The organism is Bacteroides cellulosilyticus DSM 14838, assembly GCF_000158035.1.
GTDB lineage: Bacteria > Bacteroidota > Bacteroidia > Bacteroidales > Bacteroidaceae > Bacteroides > Bacteroides cellulosilyticus.
Window position 1 is genome coordinate 8,694 of sequence record NZ_EQ973489.1, and the last position, 23,126, is coordinate 31,819.

Sequence of the window (23,126 nt, forward strand, 5' to 3'; positions counted from 1 at the left end):
CAAAGATAAGGGGTATTTTTTGAACGTGCAAGATGTTTAATAAAAATATTTCTATTATTTCGAATTTTGTTACTTATATTACTAATAATCAATACGATAATACTAATGATATATATATTTAATATCCTTTCATTTTTATACCTTCAAACTTTATTTTAAAGGCATGATAATGTTGCCCATTAAACGAACGATTAAAAAACGCTTTTTTGAATTTAATATCTTCGTTTATAACGCATTAAGTTGAAATATCTATTTGCTACGGTTTGAAAGAGAATATGTCTCGTTCAAACCGCGAAGCGCACCCGAAACTATAGTAAAATCCTCGATTCTCTTTTTGCAAGTGATTGAAAATCAAAAACATTGGTTTGCTGCCCGCACTCGTGATAAGCAAGAGTTTGCTGTCCGAAAATCCTTAGATAAGCTTAAGTCCGAAGAGAAGCTGGATCTTGACTATTATCTTCCCACGCGAATTGTGATATCACAGCTGAAGTATCGCCGTAAACGTAGTGAGGTTCCTGTTATTCGAAATTTAATCTTCATCTGTGCTACTAAACAAACAGCTTGCGACATATCCAATGTTTATAATGTCCAGCTTTTCTACATGAAGGATCTATTTACTCATTCCATGTTGGTTGTTCCTGATAAGCAGATGGAAGACTTCATGTTTGTGATGGATTTGAATCCTGATGGGGTTAACTTTGATAACGAACCTTTTGCTATTGGAGATAAAGTGAAAGTTGTCAAGGGGGATTTCAGTGGAATTGAAGGTGAGGTTGCTACGGAAGCTAATAAAACTTATGTGGTTATCCGTATCAAGGGCGTTTTGGTCGCAAGCGTCAAAGTGCCCAAATCCTATCTAAAGTTTATAAAATAATATCATCTCAATTATAAAATGAATTCTTTACTTTCTCGTGCTGTTGAGCTTCAGCATGCCGCCCATACTTTAATGTATCTCGGCATGGATGGTGAGCCTCTTTATTCTGATGACTTTTGCCGTCAGAATAAAGATGTTCTCTTAAAATCCGATTCTCTTTTTGCTGCAAAAAGTTCCGATATTGAAGAAGAGGCCAACTTGTGTCTGGCTCTTTTGATGGGTTACAATGCCACTATATACAATTATGGTGATAAGGAGCAGAAAAAGCAAGAGATTCTTGTACGTGCTTATGATGTTTTGGAACGGCTTCCGGACTCCTTGCTCAAAGTCAGGCTGTTGACCTATTGTTATGGTGAGACTTATGAAGAAGCTTTGTTGCAGTCTGCCCGTAAGATTGTGGATGGATGGGGGCAGGCTTCTCTTACATCCGAACAGATTGAGGCTGTTGAAGAACTTCGTAATATAGAAGAGAATCCCTATCCATGGGAATATGTCGATGAGTAAAAAATAACCGGGGATTTTGTTTGGAGCGTCTGGACTCTACGCATAAATATAAATCAATAAATCACCTCAGGCGTTCCCGTCCCCGGTTTCTATTGCAATATAGGCTTGCTGTCAGAACTTTTGTCAGCGGATGATATATAATAATGATGAACAAGTGTATGCGAATGAGTAAGAAGAATGGCATGAGAATTCTGTTTCTTTTTTGGCTTTTGATGATGTTCGGGCTGATTTATATGCTTTTCCTTTTACTTTTCTGACTTGTTGTCAAGTATACTTTGATATTTAATTTAACACAATCTGTTTTATTTTGGTTATAGCAGTAGATTTTGATGGTACCATAGTCGAGCATCGTTATCCCTCTATCGGTCGTGAGATTCCTTTCGCCATCGATACCCTAAAAAAACTGAGTTCCGAACGCCATAAGCTTATCCTCTGGAGTGTCCGTGAGGGTAAGCTTTTGGACGAGGCGGTTGCTTTTTGTCGTGAGCGTGGTCTTGAGTTTTATGCCGTCAACCGTGACTATCCGGAAGAGGAGAAGAACTTGAATAACCATTTTTCCCGCAAGTTGAAAGCGGATGTATTTATTGACGATCGTAATCTTGGCGGTCTTCCCGACTGGGGAATGATCTACGAGATGATTAACCGTAAACTTACCTATGAAGATCTCATACGCAAATATGAGTATGGTTCTGAACCGGAAAAACCGAAAAGTTTCTTTGCACGCTTATTCGGGAAATAGAGACTTATTTTTATAACATCATTATTCTTGCTAAAAAAACAAGTAACAAATATGAAAATCAGAAAATTTCTCTTAGTATTGGCTATTCCTTTGGCACTGGCAGGCTGTACTTCTTATAAGAGTGTTCCTTACATGCAGAACCCTGAAGTTGTGAATAGTGGCAGTAATTCTCTTCCTCTTTATGATGCTGAAATCATGCCGAAAGATTTGCTGAGTATCACCGTGAATACTACTGACCCTCAGGCTGCTGCTCCATTCAATTTGACAGTACAGACACCGTTGAATGCTGCCTTGACCAATATCAATACTACTACGCAGCCCACTTTGCAGCAATATCTTGTGAATAATAAGGGTGAAATAGATTTTCCTGTCATTGGGCGTCTTCAAGTTGGTGGTTTGACTAAGAATCAGGCTGAAGACCTTATTCGGGAGAAGTTGCAACCTTATTTGAAAGAGAGTCCGATTGTGACCGTACGTATGGCTAATTACAAGATATCAGTTTTGGGTGAAGTTGCTCGTCCGGGAACGTTTACTGTTGGTAATGAAAAGGTAAATATTCTGGAAGCCCTTGCTATGGCCGGTGATATGACTGTTTATGGTATTCGTGATAATGTGAAGCTAATTCGCGAGGATGCCACAGGAAAACGTGAGATAATCACTTTGAATCTGAATAATGCCGATTTGGTGCTTTCACCCTATTATTACTTGCGTCAGAACGATATCCTGTATGTCACTCCTAATAAGACGAAAGCCAAGAATTCAGATATTGGTAGTAGTACTACCCTTTGGTTCAGTGCTACTTCCATATTGGTATCCATTGCCAGTCTGATAGTTAATATCGTCCGGTAATCAACCTTATTGTTATTTCAATCGTAAATTGTTAAATTGTAAATATTCCCATGTTGCGAGACAACCAAAATTTAGATAGTGATCAATCAAAGAGTGACGAATCTATCAATCTGTATGCCATCTTCTTTAAATACTTTGTCTATTGGCCCTGGTTTGTAGCCAGTGTGTTGATCTGTTTAGTAGGCTGCTATATTTATCTTCGTTATCAAGCTCCTGTTTATAATGTGAGTTCTTCTGTACTGATTAAAGAGAATGATAAGAGGGGCGGTAATTCGGTCAATAATCCTCTTGCTGCTATGCAAGACTTAGGTATGTTTTCCATGACTAACAATTTTGATAATGAGGTTGAAATTCTGAAATCTCGTACTTTGATAAAGAAAGTCGTGAATGATTTGGGACTTTATATTAATATTTCCGAGGAACGTACTTTCGGTTATAATACTCCTTTATATAAGAGTTCCCCTGTCAATGTCTACATGACTCCGGAAGAGGCTGAAAAACTAGAAGCGGGTATTAAGTTGCGAATGACTTATACTAAGGATGGTGAATTATCTGTTAAAGGAGAGTATACTCTTGATGAAGTGGAGCAAGACTTTGAACATCGTTTTGATAAACTTCCTGCTGTCCTTCCTACTCCTGTGGGAGTACTTAGTTTTACAGTGAATGAATTTATTGTGAATGATACTATTCAGTCTATAGAAGAAGATGTCTATTTGGCTGCTTATGTTGGTAGTCCTACAGTTATAGCAGAGAATTATGCAGAAAGCCTGAGCGTAGAACCTGCTTCTAAGACCACTACAATAGCCCTAATGAGTCTGCAAAGTACTGTTAAGCAGCGTGGAATTGATTTTATCAATCGACTTATAGCTTTCTATAATCAGGACACTAATGATGAAAAGAATGAAGTAGCTCAGAAAAGTGCAGAATTCATTGAGGAACGTATTGGTATCATTAATCGTGAGTTGGGAACAACTGAAAGTGAACTTGCTGATTTCAAACAACGTTCGGGTTTGACTGATTTGACGAGCGATGCCCAGCTTGCTTTACAGGAAAATTCCAAATACGAACAACAACGTACTGAAAATGCTACTCAAACTAGTTTAGTGACTTACCTACGTGATTACATCAATAATCCCAAGAATATTGATGAGGTAATTCCAGCTAATGTAGGGTTGCAGGATGCAAATCTAGCATCAATCATTGAACAATATAACACAATGTTGATTGAGCGCAAACGTTTACTTCGTACGTCTTCAGAGAATAATCCTGCTGTGATTAATATGAACACAGGGATTGAGGCCATGCGTCATAATGTTCAGACTACTGTTAATAGTGTTTTGCGAGGTCTTCAGATAACTCGCGATGATATTGATCGTCAGGCTCGTAAATTTGAAGGTCGCATTAGTAATGCTCCTTTACAAGAGAAAGAGTTTATGACCATCTCCCGCCAACAAGAAATTAAGGCAACTCTTTATATCATGCTTTTGCAGAAGCGTGAGGAGAATGCTATTACCCTTGCTGCTACCGCTAACAACGGGCGTATCATTGAAGAACCGTTACCCAGTAAATATCCTGTATCACCTCGAAAAAAGATCTTTATGTTGGCTGCTTTAATATTGGGTTTAGGTATTCCTGTGGGGATTATTTTTCTAAATGATTTGTTGAAATATAAGATCGAAAATCGTGAAGATGTTGAAAGAATTACTGATGTTACAGTTTTGGGGGAAATTCCTTTAGGAGCCAAACCAGAAGAAGGAGCCATTGTAGTCCATGAGAATAGGAATGACATGATGGAAGAAACCTTCCGTGCTCTTCGTACTAACATGCTTTTCATGCTGAGAAGTGATGAGAAAGTTATCCTTTTCAGTTCCAGCCAGCCAGGTGAAGGTAAGTCGTTTATTGCTGGTAATACCGCAGTCAGTCTTGCCTATATGGGTAAAAAAGTAATTATTGTTGGTATGGATATTCGTAAACCCGGTCTGAATAAAGTCTTTAATATGTCCCGTCGTGCGGAAGGTATCACTAATTATCTGAGTGATCCTAAGCATACAAACTTGCTTGAATTGATTCAACATAGTGATATCAGTCGTAATTTGGATATTCTTCCGGGGGGACTTATTCCTCCTAATCCAACGGAACTGGTGGCGAGTGATGCTCTTGACAAAGCTATTGAACAGTTAAAAGAGTGTTATGACTATGTCATTTTGGATACTGCTCCTATTGGTTTGGTAACGGATACTGCCATTATTGGTCGTGTTGCTGATTTATGTGTTTACGTTTGTCGAGCTGATGTAACTCCAAAGGCTGCTTTTGGTTATATTAATACACTCCGTGATGAGAAGAAATTTTCAAAGCTTGCTACTGTTATCAATAGTATTGATATGAGCAAGCGTAAGAATAGTTATGGCTATGGTTATGGCAAGAAATACGGCTATGGCTACGGTAAAAAATATGGCTATGGCTATGGTTATGGCTATGGATACGAAACAGATGCTAAGAAGAAATAGCTTAACGTTTAAGAGATAAAATGGACTTTTTTGTTTCTTGAATGTTGTGTATGATGATATGTGAGTGGAAGTAGTATGTGAACTGTATTTATACAGAATGTTTCTATTACTTGTTAGAAATGTTTTCGATATGATTTTAATAATATATCGTTGTTAATTAACAAATTGCTCTTCTAAGTTGTGTTCTTGTCTGCAAATCGTTAATTCTGCAATTTACTAATGTTGCGAATGTGTTTGTTAATGAATATTAGGCCGCTATACTATGTGGTAACTGATTCTTTATGTAATATAGCTAGCTTCTTTGGGATTGCTAATTCTACATATATCTTTTTTTATTTATAAGATGAATAGTATTTATGGAGTGGTAACTAATATTTATGTAAGCGTGGTTTGATATACTTGTAGTGTTCTTTATTGTCGATTTGCTTTTGGGTTGAATGGTACATTTTCCTTGTCTTTCTTTCTGTTTATAACATAATCTGTTTTCCTGATGTTTAGTAATATTATATAGATTATATGATAGGAAGGGGAATAAGAAATTTATATTGATAAATATGGATATATCATATAATAATAAACGTATTGCGAAAAATACATTACTTCTCTATTTTCGTATGCTCTTTACAATGGGAGTTGCATTATATACATCTCGTATTGTACTTGCTACGCTAGGTGTAGAAGATTATGGTATATATAATGTTGTAGGTGGAGTCGTTGCCATGTTTGGATTCTTGAACTCGGCTATGTCTAGTGTTACACAGCGATACTTAACATTTGAGCTTGAAAACGGAGATTTTGAAAGATTGCAGCGTATATTTTGTACAAGTATCAATATTCATGTATTTATAGCTATTTGCATTTTTATACTAGGAGAAACTATTGGATTATGGTTTCTATACAACAAAATGGTAATCCCTGAATCTAGAATGCAAGCTGCTATGTGGGTTTATCAAATGTCTATTTTGTCGACGATGATGCTGGTTGTAAGTGTACCTTATAACGCGGCTATTATTGCGCATGAGAAAATGTCAGCATTCGCTTATATTTCTGTGTTTGAAGTTATATCAAAATTGTTAATAGTATATTTATTGGCAATTACTGTATGGGATAGATTAATAATTTATGCAATACTTCTTTTTATTATTCAGTTACTGACTCGTATCGTTTATAGCAATTATTGCAATCACCATTTCAAGGAGACTAAATATCGCTTCATATTCGATAAATCTCTATTTCAAGAGATGCTTGCTTTTGCGGGATGGAACTTATGTGGTAATATCGCTGGAATTCTTTCAACGCAAGGATTGAATATTTTGCTTAATATGTTCTTTGGCCCGGTAATAAATGCTGCTCGTGCAATTGCAGTACAGGTACAGAATGCAATACAAATGTTTTCAGCTAATTTTCAAATGGCATTAAATCCGCAGATTACGAAGTCTTATGCTGTTAATGATATGCAGTATATGCATAGTTTGATATTCCGTAGTAGTAAGTATACATTTCTTCTATTATTCTTTTTGTCATTACCTGTGATGATTAAAACACCCATGATTCTACATTTTTGGCTTAAAACGGTTCCTGACTATACTGTATCATTCTTACGCTTGATGCTTTGTGTTACGATACTTGATTGTATGGCTAACCCATTGATGATTTCAGCAGCTGCTACAGGCAGAGTGCGTCGGTATCAATCCATAGTAGGTGGAATTTTGCTTTCAATTGTTCCTTTATCGTATTTAGTCTTAAAATCAGGTGGGGATCCTATTTCCGTTTTTTTTGTTCATCTCTGTATTTGTATATGTGCATTTGTTGTACGTTTGTTTATTGTAAAACCAATGATCAAGCTATCTTTGAGTAACTATTCCCGAGAGGTCTTGCTCCGTATGTTTTATGTTGTATTATTGTCTGTGCCTCTGCCTCTATTGATCAATTATTACCTATCCGATAATTTTGGGGCTTTATTCCTAATTTGTGTTGTATGTGTATTGATGACAATATTATCGACTTATTTCGTAGGTCTTAATTCGGTAGAACGAGAATTTGTTGCTTGTAAATTACTTCAATTCAAAGAAAAGATTTTTAAATATTAACAATGATAAAAATAGAGGCTAAATATCTTTGTTGTGGATGTGGTGCTTGTGAACAGAAATGTCCTTTGAAATGTATTCAACTTGTTGAGGATGATGAGGGGTTTCTTTATCCGTCTGTAGATGAAAGTGTTTGTGTAAATTGTGAATTATGTCAAAAAGTTTGTCCTATATTTAATAAAAAACGGTCAGAGATGGATGCGCTGGTTTCATTTGCTGTAAGGAATCCAATAGAAAGTGAGCGCATGCAAAGTTCGTCTGGAGGATTGTTCATTGCTTTCGCTAAAGAAATTATTCGTCAAAATGGTATAGTGTTCGGAGCTCGATTTACTGAAAATTTTGAGCTTGTACATGATTGGACGGATAATTTTGATCAGCTTCTAGCTTTCATGAAAAGTAAATACGTACAGAGTAAAATAGGTCGTAGTTATAAAATAGCACAAGAGTTCTTGAAAGAAGGGCGTAAAGTTCTTTTTGTAGGTACTCCTTGTCAGGTGGCAGGTCTCTACAAGTTTTTGAATAAAAGATTTGATAATCTTTATACTATTGATATCGTTTGTCATGGTGTTCCTAGTCCTGGGGTTTGGAGAACTTTCGTTGAAGCTAAGCAAAAAGAATATAGAAAATTCGGAAAATGTAAAATTCAGAGTATTCAGTTTCGTGAAAAAATAGAAACAGGATGGAGAAAATATAGTTTCGTACTCAATTATAATTTAGATGGTAATGTTGTTGATAATGAGGAACGTAGCGAGTTTAATTACTCCTCTTGGGGAAAACCATTTGTGCAAAATTTATTTTTGCGACCTTCATGCCATCAATGTAGTTTTAAATCGTTGTCTTCTGGTAGTGATTTGACTATTTCAGACTTTTGGGGCATTGAGAATATATATCCATTATTGGATGATGATAAAGGGGTAAGTGCTTTAATTGTTAATACAACTCATGGACAGAAATTATTTGAAATAGTTCCACTAGAATCATATAGGTGTAAACTACAGGATATTATTGAAAATAATAAAGCTCTAGTTACATCATGTGATCCTAGTCCTTACAGAACTATTTTTTTTAATAAATATAAAAAAGGAGAATCGATTCTTTCTATTTTGAAAGAATACTCGGACAAGTTGTCACTAAAATCAAGAATTAGGAAAATACTAAAATCTTATCCATATACTATTATTCTACTAAAGAATATAAAGAGAATTGTTAGTGATATTATAGCATTGTTTGATCTAAATCTGGCTATTATTTTGAGCCATTTATTTCGATGTAGGTGTAATGGTAAACATATATTGTTAATACCTGCTGACAGTCTTTCGGGAGGATTCGGAGAAGATATTATGGTGGCGGGCTTTCTAAAAGGTTGTCATTTTCCTGTGACAATATTAGAAAATAAAATTGAACCTTATGACTATATAACAGAAAGGAAAAATGTCGTTTGTAAATTAGGACTAATAGGGTATTTCCCTTGTTTGTCAATGCTTAATGAAATTAAACGTTACTCAGATCTTTATGTGATTGGAGCTGACATTATGGATGGCATTTATACAAACAACCGTTTGCGATTTGCTGCTTTGCAGATGGCACATAATATGGGAGTTGAGGCTCATATAACAGGTTTCAGTATTCGTAAAGAACCATCTGACTATTTCAAGCATCAGATACGGAAAGTTTCGAAATATATGAAAATAAAGGTGCGCGATCTTGATTCCTATAATCGGATGAGAAAATATGTAGATGTGGAGTATTTGCAGCAAACCGCAGATATTGCTTTTCTATGCGGAAAATCGATGACTTCTTATGACATGGAATTCCTTAGATGGGTAGAAAAAACTAAAGCACAATCTAAAAGAATTATTGCATATTGCCCAAATACAATACAGGCCGAAATTATGGGTTTAAAGCAATATGTAGAGACGCAGATTCTTTTGTTGCGGAAATTTGAAGAAGAAAATTGTTGTATTGCTTTCTTGTATCATGATTTAAGGAAATATGCATTGGGTATAAATGATAAGCAATTAAGCTATATGATTTATAATTATTTTCAAGTCAATGGATTTTTTATAGATTCTGTTAAAAATGGCGTTGAGCTTAAAAAATATATTGAAGTTGCGGAATTTACAGTAACCGGACGGATGCATTTTGGTATATCCGGCTATACTCTTCAAAAACCAATGTTTGGTGTTTGCTATTTCAATAAGTTTGAGGGTTTGCAAAAAATGTTTGGTATAGATCCTATGATTTCACTTATTAATTATGAAAATGTGAAAAATGAGTTGGAGCATGTGACAGAATTTATGAAAGCTCTTCCTCGTTATACTTTCTTTATGTATAATCATTTACAAAATGTTTTAAAGTTGGCCCAGTATAATTATTAAATAAATAATTGTTATGAGTGATATACGCATAATCTATATTGTTATAAATGCATTATTCTTGGTTTTTATGCTTTGGTCAGCAGTATGGATTTCTAACGCAAGTTCTGATAGGAGCTATTGGAAAAGAGCTTTAATACCTATTTTGTTGTTTGCTTTTGTACATGGATTGAGATTTGGGCGTGATCAAGATTATAATGGTTATTATCATATTTTTACTTCTTTATCAAATGGGCGTAATGAAAATGGATATGAATTAGTTTTTTTTCATATCTGTAATATACTTAATGCTTGGAAAGTAGAGTATTGGGGATTTATATTGGCAACATCTACATTTCTTATTTATTCATTAATGTATTTTTTTAAAGATTATAGGAAGGCTCTTCCTTTTATTTTTTTGTTTATGTTTTATGAATTAAGGCAATGTGATAATCTTATACGTTGGTATTTAGCCTTTAGCTTCTATTTTATAGGATTATCACTATTGATTAATAATAAACAATGGTGGAAACCATTAATCTTTTTCTTGCTATCTTGTAATGTACATTCAGGTTTCTGGGTCATGTTTCCATTATTTTTTCTTATAAAGCCGTTAGATAAGAAAGAAATTATTCCTCCTTTTATCGCTGGCATAATTTTCGTTGTCTTTACATTTATTTCATCTGTGGGGATGTTGTCTTTCTTGTCAGATTGGTTGACGGCAGCAAATCAACTTATTGGATACGACCGGTTTGATTTTTATGCTAATCAAGCTGAAGATATAGTATCGGGAAATTTTGGTTATAATGCTGGTGGAACTGGTATGTTAAGAAGCTTTTCAAATAATATACGCGTTATATTCTGTTATCTGCCAGGTATTCTGTGGGGAAACAGAGTTCTTAAAAAGTACAAGAGTGGTATATTTATTTATAATGTGTATGTTTTTGGATGTTTGACTTTTACTGTGTTTACTTTAGTTGAACTTTTAGATCGCATTAATAGTAATTTTATTATATTGAGTTGTATTGTTAATGGGCTACTGTGGTATGAAGTTGTCAGAAGGAAAATAAAGGTTCGAAAATATGTTTATATAGCATGTTTGTTGGCTATTATTGGAGGATTTTGGCCGTCAATAAGTGGACTTAATGCAAGGAAAAAAGACAACTATATGTTGTTTATTTGGGATGCCCATGGTCGTAATTATATTCCTGCTAATAATCAACCAATGATCGGGAAGTAGTATTGAATTACTGTGTAGCGATTATAATATATATATATAGCGTAATTATTTATGAAATTACTTGTCGTTTTGCCTTGGATGCCTTATCCTTTAAATGATGGAGGAAAACAAGGGTCTTTTAATATGTTGGAACAACTTCAATATAAATTAGATATTGTTTTAATATATCCTGTTGAGTCTGTAAATCAGTTGAAGTATCAGATGGAACTTCAAGAACGTTTGTTGAATATAAAGATATATCCATTTGAATATTATCATCATAAAGGCAATGTCTTCTCACAGTTTTTTTTGTTTAGGCTACATCGATTACTTACAAAAAAAATATTGAAACAACCTTATTTGGCAACTCCTGTTTATGAAGAAACTTATATTAATTTTGTAAATGATGTTATATTAAAAGAAAAAATAGATGTTGTGCAAAATGAGTATGTTGAGTTACTTTATTTGGTATATACTCTTCCTCAACATGTAAAAAGAATATTTGTTCAGCATGAAATACAATATATTAATAAAAAGCGTAATATTCAAACCCGTGATTTTGTATCTTCTGAATTACAGTATCTTTTTAATAAAATAAAGCAGGATGAAATATCTGCGATGAATCAATATGATTTTATAGTTACAATGACTGAAGCTGATAAAGAAATACTTGTAAATGATGGGGTTAGGACTCCTATTTATTCATCTCCTTCTTTTATTCCATTACATAAAGGAGCTTCATTTAAGGCATGTACGGAAAATAACCTTACGTTTATTGGAGGTTCTGTACATTATCCAAATCTGAATGGTATTTGTTGGTTTTTAAAGGAAGTATGGCCTCTTATTTTAGAAGAAAATGGTGATATGAAGCTTAATATTATAGGCCGGTGGACAAAGCAAGCTAAAAAAAATATTCAACGTAAGTATAGCAACGTTAATTTTTTGGGTTTTGTACCTCGTTTGTGTGATGCGATTACAGGCACTATTATGGTGGTGCCAATTTTAATAGGTAGTGGTATTAGAATGAAAATATTTGAATCGGTAAACTGTTATACGCCTTTTGTTACGACAAAGATTGGAGTAGAAGGATTAGATTTTAAGTCAGGAGAAGAATGTATTGTTGCAGATGATCCTAGGGAATTTGCAAAAAGCATTTTAGAACTAACTAAAAATGTAGATTTACAGCAAATGTTAGCGGAGAATGCTCATAAAAAATTATTGGATAAATACTCTTCGGAAACATCTTCACAACGACGATTGTGTATATATGAAGAACTTTATAAGTAATATTGATTTGGTTCAAACTTAAATAATTTATGTCAGACTTAGCTATTATTATTCCTGCCTATAAAAGTGATTATTTTAGGTATACATTAGATTCCTTTGTAAATCAAACGTGTAAAAATTTTACGGTTTACATTGGTGATGATTGTAGTTCTGATGATTTCAGAAAATTGATTGAGGAATATAAAGATAAAATAGATATTGTATATTATAGATTTTCAGAAAATATAGGTGGTAAAAACTTGGTCGCCCAATGGAAAAGATGCATAGACTTGTCACAAGGAGAACGATGGATTTGGCTCTTTTCAGATGATGATGTATTAGGGAGAAAGTGCGTTGAATTATTTTTTAAAGAAATAGAATGTGCTCAATCTTATTATGAAGTATATCATTTCGATGTAAGAATTGTAGATGATAAAAATAAACAGGTAAGGACTCCTCGTAGTTATCCAATAGTCTTATCTAATGAACATTTTTATCGGAAAAAAGCATCTGCTCAATTGGATAGTTTTGTTGTTGAATATATTTTTTCAAGGAGTATTTATGCAAAAGTAGATGGTTTTGAGGTTTTTGATTTAGCTTGGGGAAGTGATATTGCAACTTGGATAAAAATGGGGCGGAATGGCATAAAGACAATTCAAGGTGATTATGTGTATTGGAGGCAAAGTCAGAAAAATATTACTCCGAATCATCGAAATGATATCGTTTTTCAAAAATTTAATATTGATGTTGATTTTTTATCATGGGTCAATGCTTTTTTTGGAAGAACTAGAATTGCTAGATTTAATCGGTACATTTTTTTTCGATTATTATTTTATTACTCGCTTATACTTGATCAAGAACAAGTGGCTAAAATTATTATTAAAGCAAGGGATAGAAATGTTATCACTCAGCTATTGTATTATTGTTTGAAACATACTTATCCTGTCATTTCATTCTTAAAATTAATTAAAGTAAATATATATGATAATTCGAAGTAAGGCTCCTCTCCGCCTTGGGCTGGCTGGTGGTGGTAGTGATGTTTCTCCTTATAGTGATCTTTATGGGGGACTAATATTAAATGCAACAATAAATTTGTATGCATATTGTACGATTGAAGAGATAAATAATGGGTTTATAACTATTAATAGTTATGATTCTCATTGTTTTAAGAGTTACCCTTCTGCTAAATATTTGAATATTGATGGGGAGGCTAGTCTTATTAAAGGAGTTTATAATCGTATTATTAAAGATTTTCAATTAGAACCTAAGAGCTTTAAAATAGTAACTTATAATGATGCTCCAGCGGGTTCTGGATTAGGAACGTCTTCTACAATGGTTGTATGTATTTTGAAAGCATTTATTGAGTGGTTGAGTTTGCCTTTGGGTGATTATGAAACATCACGTTTGGCTTATGAGATAGAACGTAAAGATTTAGGTTTGTCTGGTGGTAAACAGGACCAATATGCTGCGGCTTTTGGAGGATTTAACTATATGGAATTTAAAAAAGATGATATCGTAATAGTGAACCCGTTGAAAATAAAGCGATGGATTATAGATGAATTAGAGGCCTCAATAGTACTTTACTTTACTGGAGCATCTCGTAGTAGTGCTGCTATTATTGATGAGCAAAAGAAGAATACATCGTTAGGAAATTCTGTTGCTATAGTTGCTATGCATAAAATAAAGCAAAGTGCAATTGATATGAAATTAGCATTATTAAAAGGAGATATGCATGAGTTTGCTCGTATTCTTGGTGAAGGATGGGAAAACAAGAAAAGAATGGCAAATGCTATTACTAACTCTACGATTCAAAAAGCTTTCGATGTTGCTATATCAGCAGGAGCTATTGCTGGTAAGGTGTCTGGTGCTGGAGGTGGAGGCTTTATTATGTTTGTTGTTGAACCTACGAAAAAAAAGGATGTGATTAATGCGTTGGCTAAGTTAGATGGCTTTGTAATGCCCTTTCAATTTAGCGATGGCGGAGCACATGGATGGAAAATATATCCAACAGATAAAGTGTAAAACAAAGATGAAATTATGGATACAATAAAAATTATTAGAAGGCAAATTGCAAATTCTGCTTTAGTAAAAGAAGAATTGCTGAAAGATGAAAATGCCATGGTACAAATTTCAAAGGCAGCGGAAATATGTACAGATGCTTATAAAAGAGGAAATAAAACTCTATTGGCTGGTAATGGTGGTAGTGCTGCTGATGCTCAGCATTTTGCGGGGGAGTTTGTTAGTAAATTTTGTTTTGACCGTCCGGGTATTCCTTCCATAGCATTGACAACAGATACTTCTATTCTTACTGCTATTGGTAATGATTATGGTTATGATAAATTATTTGCTCGTCAAGTACAGGCTCAAGGGGTGAAAGGAGATGTTTTCATAGGTATTTCTACTTCTGGTAATTCTGAAAATATAGTAAAAGCATTGCCTGTATGTAGAGAAATTGGAATTGTTACTATAGCATTGACTGGTGCTAACCCATGCAAAATGGATGAATTTGATATCGTAATAAAAATGCCTAGTCATGAAACACCACGTATTCAAGAGTGCCAGACTTTGGTAGGGCATATTATCTGTTGTATTGTAGAAGAAAATATATTTGGTAATTTAAAACCATGACTCTGATGCCTGTTCACATATTCGCTAAAATTAAGGATTTAATTTGTACTATATATTTTAATTTTAAATATTTGCCATATAGACAAGCTTGTAAATTACCAATTTTTGTTCATAATATTAAATTTGTGGATATGAAAGGTAATATTAGAATTGAGTGTGATAATATTAGAATGGGGATGATATCATTCGGTTATTGGGGAGTGTGTATTTTTCCTAATACTGGATTTGTTTGGCAAAATCATGGTGGAACAGTTGTTTTTAAGGGGGCTTGTTGTATTGGAGCAGGGTCAGCTCTTAGTATAAATGCTCATGCTACATTGATTTTTGGAGATGATTTTTTAAATACAGCTGGGTTGAAAATAATAGCTTCACGAACTATTGAATTTGGACAAAGCGCAAGACTTGGTTGGAACTCTTTTGTTTTAGACACCAATATGCATCCTTTAAAGAATTCTATTACAAATGAGAAAGGTCGTTGCGGGGCTAATATTAAAATTGGAGATTATAATTGGTTTGGTACTAATTGCATCATATTGCCCGGGGTGCAAACTCCTGAGAGAATAATATGTGGCCTTGGAACAATTGTTCCTAGAAACATAGAATGGAAATCTTTTTGTTTGTATGGCGGTTCTCCTATAAAAATTTTAAGAGAGAATGTTTATCGAGATTATAACGACGATAAGGATGATATGATTATTTAATGAAAATATATATATAAATATTTATGATCGAAATTTAAACATGATAATTATATCTTTTGAAGAATGATGTTAAAGAGTGAGGATGGTAGCATATAATAACGTGTGAATAGTAAAACGTTCTATTTGAATATATAGGAATTAGCAAAAAACATAATAATGGAAATAATCATATTAGCAGGCGGTCTAGGAACCCGCCTGCGTTCTGTCGTGAGTGAAGTGCCAAAGTGCATGGCTCCTGTCGCGGGTAAGCCCTTTCTTTGGTATTTGTTGAAATATCTTGCTCGGTACGATGTTTCAAAAGTTGTGTTGTCCGTAGGTTATTTGCGTGAAGTGATTTACAAATGGATTGATGAAGTGAGAGATGACTTCTCTTTTGGTTTTGATTATGCGGTGGAGGAAGAACCACTGGGTACAGGTGGGGGGATAAAACTTGCTTTATCAAAGACATTGGCTGATGATGTATTGGTTTTGAATGGAGACACTTATTTTAATGTGGATTTGAATGTTTTTTATGAAGAACATCATTCGCATTCGGCTGCTGTATCATTGGCACTGAAGCCGATGGCAGTATTTGACCGTTATGGTGCGGTAGAAGTAGATGAAAATTGTGTAATAAAGGCTTTTCACGAAAAGCAATATTGTAAGGCAGGCTTGATTAATGGAGGTGTTTATCTTATTAATAAGCATAAGTCTGATTATGAGGTTTTACCTGCTAAGTTCTCATTTGAGAAAGAAGTGTTGGAGCTTGGAGTGCAAAATCGCAATATTTATGGTTTTGATTTTGATGATTATTTTATTGATATAGGAATACCAGAAGACTATGCAACGGCAAATAAAGAACTTCTTTCACTATTTTAATTATGAGTTATGAATTTATTGGATATTGACGTTTCGGGGTATGATACATTACTTTTGGATAGAGATGGTGTGATCAATAAACTGCGCCCAGGTGACTATGTGAAATGTTGGGAAGAATTTGAATTCTTACCTGGTGTATTTGAAGCATTAGTGAAATGGAATATGCAATTTAGGTACATTATCATTGTTACTAATCAACGTGGAATAGGTAAGGGGGTAATGACTGATGAAGATCTAAGCAATATTCATGACCGGATGGTGGAAGAAATTGAGCGACAAGGCGGAAGGGTGGATAAGATATATTATTGTACGGCCTTAACAGAAGCAGACATTAATCGTAAACCTGGTATTGGAATGTTTCTACAAATTTTGAAAGATTATCCAAATATAAAGAAGGAGAACTGCCTTATGATAGGAGATAGTGATACTGATATGATGTTTGCTCGTAATTGTGGAATCGATGGAGTGAAGGTAGTGCAATAAATACAATAATATTGAGGATGAAGAAAATATTATTTCTAACAGCTTTTGTTCCGAATGAAGCTGCTGCTGCCGAGAAAAATACGAAAATTATGTTAGATGATTTAGGACGTTTTTATCTAGTTGATTTAGTATATTTCAAGTATGATATAGATGAATCTTACATTCCAACACACAAAAATGTACGAGTTCTTCGAGTTTGTAAAAATTCTGTTTTGGTCAAATTTTTGAATGTACTTCTATTCCCATTTATTCATCCCATGTTTTCAGTTAGATTTAATTGGAGCATTTTTAAATGGGTAAAAAAACGAATTAAAGAAGATAATTATTCAGCAATTATTTGTGATCACAGTCAGATGTTTCTTTATGCGAAGTTTCTTGAAAAATCTATTCCTAAGATTCTCCTTTCTCATGATATTATAGCTCAGCGTGTAGGTAGAACCTCAAATTCATTTGTTAAATTTTTATGTGCTAAATCTGAAAGCTATTGTTTAAATGTAAAGAATGCACACATATTTTCCTTCAGTCAAAAAGATTGTAATCTTATATCTGACTTGTATCATAAAGATGCAAATTTATGCCTTGATTATATTGACGAGAAGGTTGTTTCAGCTATTCCCACTTGCATTACTAATGAATTTATTTTTATAGGAAAATGGAGCCGTGCGGATAATTTAGATGGTGTATTGTGGTTTTTTAAAACTGTGGTTCCTCATATCACAGAAACTGTTGAAATTTCGATTATAGGAAAAGAGTTCCCTAAAGAACGGATTGAGAATAAAAACCATAAGGTTAAAGTAAACATATTAGGTTTTGTGGATAATCCATATCCAAGAATAGCTAACTGTAAAGCGGTTTTATCGCCGTTATTTACAGGGGCTGGGATAAAAGTGAAAGTGGTTGAAGCCTTGGCTTGCGGAGTACCAGTAATAGGTACAGATATAGCATTTGAAGGAATAAGCTCTGATTATAAGTCGTTTATGATTGCCTCTAATACTCCGGATGTCTTTTTAAAGACAATGAAAGAAGTGAATATTTCGCTTGCTGATAGAGTTGAAATGAAAAAAAAGTTTTTGAATGGTTATCAGTCGGAAACGATTCCTAATTTTTTGAATAATAATCTGTAATTGCTGTTTATGGAAAAGATTTTAATAACAGGCGGCAGTGGCTTTATAGGTACCAATCTGATAGCTTATCTTCTAATAAAGAATACATACTGTCTTTTAAATCTGGATAGAGAAATGCCTAAAATAACTGAACATCAGTCTATTTGGAAACAAGTTGATTTATGTGATAAGGATGCACTTAAGAAGATTGTGATCGATTTTTCACCAGAATATGTTATTCATTTAGCAGCTCGCACGGACTTACGAGGAAAAGAGTTAAAAGATTACGATACAAATATGTTGGGAGTATCCAATTTGCTTGATGTATTGGAGTTAATTCCAAATTTGAAGCGGGTTATATTTGCTTCTTCTATGTATGTATGTATTCCTGGTTATATGCCGAAGAGCTTTGAAGATTATGCTCCGCATACACTTTATGGTGAAAGTAAAGTGGAAACTGAAAAACGTATTAAAGAGAAGAATCCTAAATATACTTGGTCTATTATACGTCCTACGTCTATTTGGGGACCATGGTTTGGAGAACCTTATGATAAGTTCTTTCGTATTGTACTAAATCGTATGTATTTTCATATGGGTAAACGGGCATGTGAAAAAACGTATGGCTATATTGATAATGCAATATATCAGATTTTGTCTATATTAAAAGCACCAGAAGAAAAGGTAATGCGTAAAGTGTTTTATTTAGGTGACTATGAGAGTTATGATATCACAGAGTGGGCAAATGAAATAGCTACTTGTATAGGTATTAAGATACCAAGAATTCCCTACTTTTTATTTGTATTGGCAGGTTGGTTAGGTGATGTTCTGAAGTTATTTGGAATAGCATTTCCAATGACTAGTTTTCGCCTAAAAAATATGACTACAGATAATGTACATAATCTGGAACCGATTCGGAAAATTGCTCCTGAATTACCTACAAGCCGCCAAGAAGGTAATAAAAAAACTATAGAGTGGATTAACTCGCAAAAATAGAATAATGTCTTTAAAAGTATCTATTATCACCTCCTGTTACAATCGGGAAATTACTATCCAAAGTGCCATTGAAAGTGTTTTAAGCCAAGACTATCCTTATATTGAGTATATAATTGTAGATGGGGCTTCGAAGGATGGCTCAATGTCAATTATAAATAAATATAGCGATCGTATAGCAACAATTATTTGCGAGCCTGATAGAGGAATGTATGAAGCTATAAATAAAGGTATAAGGGTTGCAACTGGCGATATTATCGGTTTGCTACATTCAGATGATTTCTTCTATGCGAAGGATACAATTAGTCAAATAGTAGCTGAATATGAAAAGACCAATGCTGATCTTATTTATGGGAATGGTCTTTTTGTCGATTTTAATAATACATCTCTTATTGTGCGTAATTGGATTAGTGGAATCTATACAAAATCTAAGGTGCGAAGGGGATGGTTACCATTGCATCCCACGGTATACATTCGCCGTGAATGTTTTGGTAAATGGGGACTCTATGATGAAAGTTTTAAGATTGCGGCAGATTCTGATTTTCTAGTTCGTTATTTGTATGAAACAAATATAAAAGTAGCTTATTTGAATGAATATATTGTGCGTATGCGTATGGGTGGTCTCTCTACAGATCGCAAAAGAATGAAACAAAAATGGAGGGAAGATTTTAAGTTGTACCGTTCTCATGGTTTTAATCCTTATTGGGCATTAGGATTAAAAATAGCAAGTAAAATACCACAATTTATTCAGGCAAAATTTATGAATAGAAGGGATTAATATTTTTCCCTATTGTTAATCCGTAGTATAAAAAAGAAGGCGGATGCTAACCACGCAAGAAAGAATAAAAAGAAGCGTTCAAAAAAAGATGTTTTATGTGTCATATAATTTTATTTGTGGCAAAAATACGACAAATATATAATAATCTAAAATGAGAAAGTTCTTATTTCTGTTATTTCTAATCCTGTTTTTCAAAATTGATGTGTATGGACAGTTTGCTTATGGTACGACTGGACTTTTGCATATGCCTACTGCTGAAATGCAGAAAGATAAGACTTTTATGTTTGGTGGCAGTGTCTTAAATCCTGAAACATTGCCTTCTAAAGAATGGTGGGGAAATTACTATACTTTTAATTATTATCTGAATATTACAATATTTCCTTGGTTGGAAGTTGGGTATAATTGTGTTTTAGTAAAGGGAAAACCTGGAATCTATCATTGGCCGGAGCAGACTTATGGGAAGTTTGTTAACCAGGATCGTTCATTTCATGGGAGGTTGAGGGTTTGGAAAGAAGGATGGTGGAAAGATTGGACACCACAAATTGTGATAGGCGCCAATGACCCGACTACGGGTAGTTGGGAGGGGGGCTCATCCAGCGATGACCAACGATACAATGGTTTTTTCTGTCGTTATTATGTTGCATTGACGAAACATATAGAGTTTGCAGATTATGGTACTTTGGGAGGTCATGCTGCCTATGTTTATAATAGGAAAGAAATAAATCATTTGAACGGTCCTGCTCTAGGTGCTAATTATCGTTTTTGTCTACCTGAAATATCTTTCTTGAATAAGATTTTAAATGGAGTTAATCTTATGATTGAATATGATTCAAAGCAGGTGAATATAGGAGGTTGTTACTCTTTTTGGAAAGACCGCATTAATATTTATGGAGAGTTGTATAAGTGTATACATCCATCTGTGGGGTTGAATTTTAAAATCTGTTTGAAATAAATCAAAGTTTTATATAACATCATTGATTATTATGAGAAAAGTAGCATTAATTACCGGCATTACCGGTCAAGATGGCTCCTATCTGGCCGAGTTTCTAATAGAAAAAGGATATGAGGTTCACGGCATTCTTCGTCGTTCTTCATCATTTAATACATCCCGAATAGAACATCTCTACTTGGATGAATGGGTCCGAGACATGAAAAAAAATCGTTTGGTAAATCTTCATTGGGGGGATATGACAGATAGTAGTTCGTTGATACGTATTATTAGCGATGTCCATCCGACAGAAATCTATAATCTTGCTGCGCAGAGCCATGTAAAGGTGTCTTTTGATGTACCGGAATATACAGCAGAAGCTGATGCAGTAGGTACGCTTCGACTGTTGGAAGCCGTACGCATATGTGGCTTGGAACGTACTTGTCGTATTTATCAAGCTTCTACTTCGGAGTTATTCGGTAAAGTGCAGGAAGTACCGCAAAAAGAAACGACCCCATTTTATCCGCGTAGTCCTTACGGTGTTGCCAAACAATATGGTTTTTGGATAACTAAGAACTATCGCGAAAGCTATGATATGTTTGCCGTGAACGGCATCTTGTTTAATCATGAGAGTGAACGTCGTGGCGAGACTTTTGTGACTCGTAAGATAACATTGGCTGCTGCCCGTATCAAACAAGGTTTTCAAGATAAGCTTTATTTGGGCAATCTGGACTCATTGCGCGACTGGGGGTATGCAAAGGATTATGTGGAATGTATGTGGCTTATCCTTCAGCATGATACACCAGAGGATTTTGTAATTGCTACAGGTGAAATGCATACAGTTCGTGAATTTGCAACCCTAGCCTTCCGGCATTTGGATATAGAATTAAAATGGGAGGGGACAGGCGTTAATGAAAAAGGTGTTGATGTTTCTACCGGTAAGATTCTGGTGGAGGTCGATCCTAAATATTTTCGTCCTTGCGAAGTAGAACAACTTTTGGGTGATCCGACTAAGGCTAAGACTTTGTTAGGTTGGAATCCGACGAAAACATCGTTTGAACAGCTGGTTCAGATAATGGTGAATCACGACATGAACTTTGTGAAGAAGCTTCACCTGAAAGCGCGACTCGACAAAGAATAAAAAGTTGGTAATGCTTGACAGGACTGTGAAAATATATGTGGCCGGGCATCGAGGGCTTGTAGGTTCGGCCATTTGGAATAACTTAAAACAACGTGGCTATGACAATCTGGTAGGCTATAGCCATGAAGAATTGGACCTTTTAGATAGTGTAGCCGTGAAACGCTTTTTTGATGAGGAACGACCGGATGTTGTTGTGCTGGCTGCTGCTCATGTAGGTGGAATTATGGCTAATCTGCAATATCGTGCAGATTTTATTTATAAGAATTTGCAGATACAACAGAATGTGATAGGGGAGAGTTTCCGCCATGGGGTGAAGAAACTCCTTTTTCTCGGTTCTACTTGTATTTATCCTTGTGAAACTCGACAGCCCATGTGTGAGGATAGTTTATTATCGTCTCCACTAGAATATACTAATGAACCTTATGCCATTGCAAAGATTGCCGGATTGAAAATGTGCGAGAGTTTCAATATTCAGTATGGTACAAACTATATAGCTGTCATGCCGACTAATCTCTATGGACCGAATGATAACTTCCATCTGGAAAATAGCCATGTGCTTCCTGCTATAATTCGTAAGATTTATCTGGCTAAGTGTTTGAGTGAAGGTGACTGGAATGCAGTTCGTAATGATATCAACTTTCGACCAGTTGAAGGCATTAATGGTGATAATAGTGATGAGGATATTCTTGTTCGACTAGCTAAGTTTGGTATAACTCCTGATGCTGTAACCCTTTGGGGGAGTGGTACTCCTATGCGTGAATTTCTTTGGAGTGAGGATATGGCGGATGCTAGTGTATATGTGCTTTTGAATGTGGATTTTAAAGATACATATGCTTCCACACTGAAGGACATTCGTAATAGCCATATCAATGTGGGGACTGGAAAGGAATTGAGTATAAAAGATGTTGCCGGTAAAGTCATACGTGAGATTGGTTTCAAGGGAGAGCTTTGCTGGGATACTTCGAAGCCTGATGGAACATTACGGAAATTGACAGACGTAACGAAGTTACATAATTTGGGATGGCATCACAAGGTAGAGATTGATGAAGGTATTCATCGGTTGTATCAGTGGTATCTGGAGGGATTGCAGAGTTTGAATATGCCAGAAAAAAGGTGA

General features: G+C 34.7%; 21 protein-coding genes. All 21 read left to right on the forward strand.

Annotated features, from left to right (window positions below; genetic code table 11):
- Window positions 1–340: 340 nt before the first annotated feature.
- The 21 genes from BACCELL_RS02935 to BACCELL_RS03035 all read left to right on the forward strand — a co-directional run bounded on the left by BACCELL_RS02935 (window position 341) and on the right by BACCELL_RS03035 (window position 23,126).
- Window positions 341–874 carry a UpxY family transcription antiterminator gene (locus tag BACCELL_RS02935; protein ID WP_044153298.1) on the forward strand — a complete coding sequence of 178 codons (534 nt, stop codon included), beginning with the start codon at window positions 341–343 and terminating at the stop codon, window positions 872–874.
- Between the two features lie 18 nt (window positions 875–892).
- On the forward strand, window positions 893–1,378 hold the full coding sequence (locus BACCELL_RS02940) for a UpxZ family transcription anti-terminator antagonist (protein WP_007210040.1): 486 nt from the start codon (window positions 893–895) through the stop codon (window positions 1,376–1,378).
- Window positions 1,379–1,685: 307 nt separating this feature from the next.
- The gene (locus BACCELL_RS02945) at window positions 1,686–2,117 is read left to right on the forward strand and encodes a BT0820 family HAD-type phosphatase (protein WP_007210041.1); all 432 of its coding nucleotides are present in this window, start codon (window positions 1,686–1,688) and stop codon (window positions 2,115–2,117) included.
- A gap of 51 nt (window positions 2,118–2,168) precedes the next feature.
- Window positions 2,169–2,966 (forward strand): polysaccharide biosynthesis/export family protein, encoded by a 798-nt coding sequence (locus BACCELL_RS02950; RefSeq protein WP_007210042.1) that lies wholly within the window; start codon window positions 2,169–2,171, stop codon window positions 2,964–2,966.
- Window positions 2,967–3,016: 50 nt separating this feature from the next.
- Window positions 3,017–5,473 carry a GumC family protein gene (locus BACCELL_RS02955; protein ID WP_007210043.1) on the forward strand — a complete coding sequence of 819 codons (2,457 nt, stop codon included), beginning with the start codon at window positions 3,017–3,019 and terminating at the stop codon, window positions 5,471–5,473.
- A gap of 554 nt (window positions 5,474–6,027) precedes the next feature.
- On the forward strand, window positions 6,028–7,563 hold the full coding sequence (locus BACCELL_RS02960) for an MATE family efflux transporter (protein ID WP_007210044.1): 1,536 nt from the start codon (window positions 6,028–6,030) through the stop codon (window positions 7,561–7,563).
- 2 nt (window positions 7,564–7,565) lie between these two features.
- Complete coding sequence (locus BACCELL_RS25675) at window positions 7,566–9,938, forward strand: Coenzyme F420 hydrogenase/dehydrogenase, beta subunit C-terminal domain (protein ID WP_007210045.1); 2,373 nt, start codon at window positions 7,566–7,568, stop codon at window positions 9,936–9,938.
- A gap of 13 nt (window positions 9,939–9,951) precedes the next feature.
- Window positions 9,952–11,154: an EpsG family protein gene (locus BACCELL_RS02970; protein ID WP_007210046.1), complete on the forward strand. Its 1,203-nt coding sequence runs from the start codon at window positions 9,952–9,954 to the stop codon at window positions 11,152–11,154.
- A 51-nt stretch (window positions 11,155–11,205) separates the two neighbouring features.
- The gene (locus BACCELL_RS02975; RefSeq protein WP_007210047.1) at window positions 11,206–12,420 is read left to right on the forward strand and encodes a glycosyltransferase family 4 protein; all 1,215 of its coding nucleotides are present in this window, start codon (window positions 11,206–11,208) and stop codon (window positions 12,418–12,420) included.
- A 29-nt stretch (window positions 12,421–12,449) separates the two neighbouring features.
- Window positions 12,450–13,397, forward strand: a complete 948-nt coding sequence (locus BACCELL_RS02980) for a glycosyltransferase family 2 protein (protein WP_007210048.1) — start codon at window positions 12,450–12,452, stop codon at window positions 13,395–13,397.
- Window positions 13,381–14,421: a GHMP family kinase ATP-binding protein gene (locus tag BACCELL_RS02985; RefSeq protein WP_007210049.1), complete on the forward strand. Its 1,041-nt coding sequence runs from the start codon at window positions 13,381–13,383 to the stop codon at window positions 14,419–14,421. The genes BACCELL_RS02980 and BACCELL_RS02985 overlap by 17 nt, the downstream gene beginning before the upstream one ends.
- A gap of 15 nt (window positions 14,422–14,436) precedes the next feature.
- The gene (locus tag BACCELL_RS02990) at window positions 14,437–15,027 is read left to right on the forward strand and encodes a D-sedoheptulose-7-phosphate isomerase (RefSeq protein ID WP_007210050.1); all 591 of its coding nucleotides are present in this window, start codon (window positions 14,437–14,439) and stop codon (window positions 15,025–15,027) included.
- Window positions 15,024–15,728 carry an acyltransferase gene (locus tag BACCELL_RS02995; protein ID WP_007210051.1) on the forward strand — a complete coding sequence of 235 codons (705 nt, stop codon included), beginning with the start codon at window positions 15,024–15,026 and terminating at the stop codon, window positions 15,726–15,728. Before BACCELL_RS02990 ends, BACCELL_RS02995 begins: the two co-directional genes overlap by 4 nt.
- 156 nt (window positions 15,729–15,884) lie before the next feature.
- On the forward strand, window positions 15,885–16,586 hold the full coding sequence (locus BACCELL_RS03000) for a nucleotidyltransferase family protein (protein ID WP_007210052.1): 702 nt from the start codon (window positions 15,885–15,887) through the stop codon (window positions 16,584–16,586).
- A 9-nt stretch (window positions 16,587–16,595) separates the two neighbouring features.
- On the forward strand, window positions 16,596–17,069 hold the full coding sequence (locus BACCELL_RS03005; RefSeq protein WP_007210053.1) for a D-glycero-alpha-D-manno-heptose-1,7-bisphosphate 7-phosphatase: 474 nt from the start codon (window positions 16,596–16,598) through the stop codon (window positions 17,067–17,069).
- A 17-nt stretch (window positions 17,070–17,086) separates the two neighbouring features.
- Window positions 17,087–18,193: a glycosyltransferase gene (locus tag BACCELL_RS03010; RefSeq protein ID WP_007210054.1), complete on the forward strand. Its 1,107-nt coding sequence runs from the start codon at window positions 17,087–17,089 to the stop codon at window positions 18,191–18,193.
- A gap of 9 nt (window positions 18,194–18,202) precedes the next feature.
- On the forward strand, window positions 18,203–19,165 hold the full coding sequence (locus tag BACCELL_RS03015; protein ID WP_007210055.1) for an NAD-dependent epimerase/dehydratase family protein: 963 nt from the start codon (window positions 18,203–18,205) through the stop codon (window positions 19,163–19,165).
- A 4-nt stretch (window positions 19,166–19,169) separates the two neighbouring features.
- Window positions 19,170–19,940 carry a glycosyltransferase family 2 protein gene (locus BACCELL_RS03020; RefSeq protein WP_007210056.1) on the forward strand — a complete coding sequence of 257 codons (771 nt, stop codon included), beginning with the start codon at window positions 19,170–19,172 and terminating at the stop codon, window positions 19,938–19,940.
- Window positions 19,941–20,091: 151 nt separating this feature from the next.
- Window positions 20,092–20,892, forward strand: a complete 801-nt coding sequence (locus tag BACCELL_RS03025) for a YjbH domain-containing protein (protein ID WP_007210057.1) — start codon at window positions 20,092–20,094, stop codon at window positions 20,890–20,892.
- Window positions 20,893–20,923: 31 nt separating this feature from the next.
- Window positions 20,924–22,009 (forward strand): GDP-mannose 4,6-dehydratase, encoded by a 1,086-nt coding sequence (gmd, locus tag BACCELL_RS03030; protein ID WP_007210058.1) that lies wholly within the window; start codon window positions 20,924–20,926, stop codon window positions 22,007–22,009.
- A gap of 10 nt (window positions 22,010–22,019) precedes the next feature.
- Entirely contained in the window at window positions 22,020–23,126 is a 1,107-nt protein-coding gene (locus tag BACCELL_RS03035) for a GDP-L-fucose synthase family protein (RefSeq protein WP_007210059.1), read from the forward strand.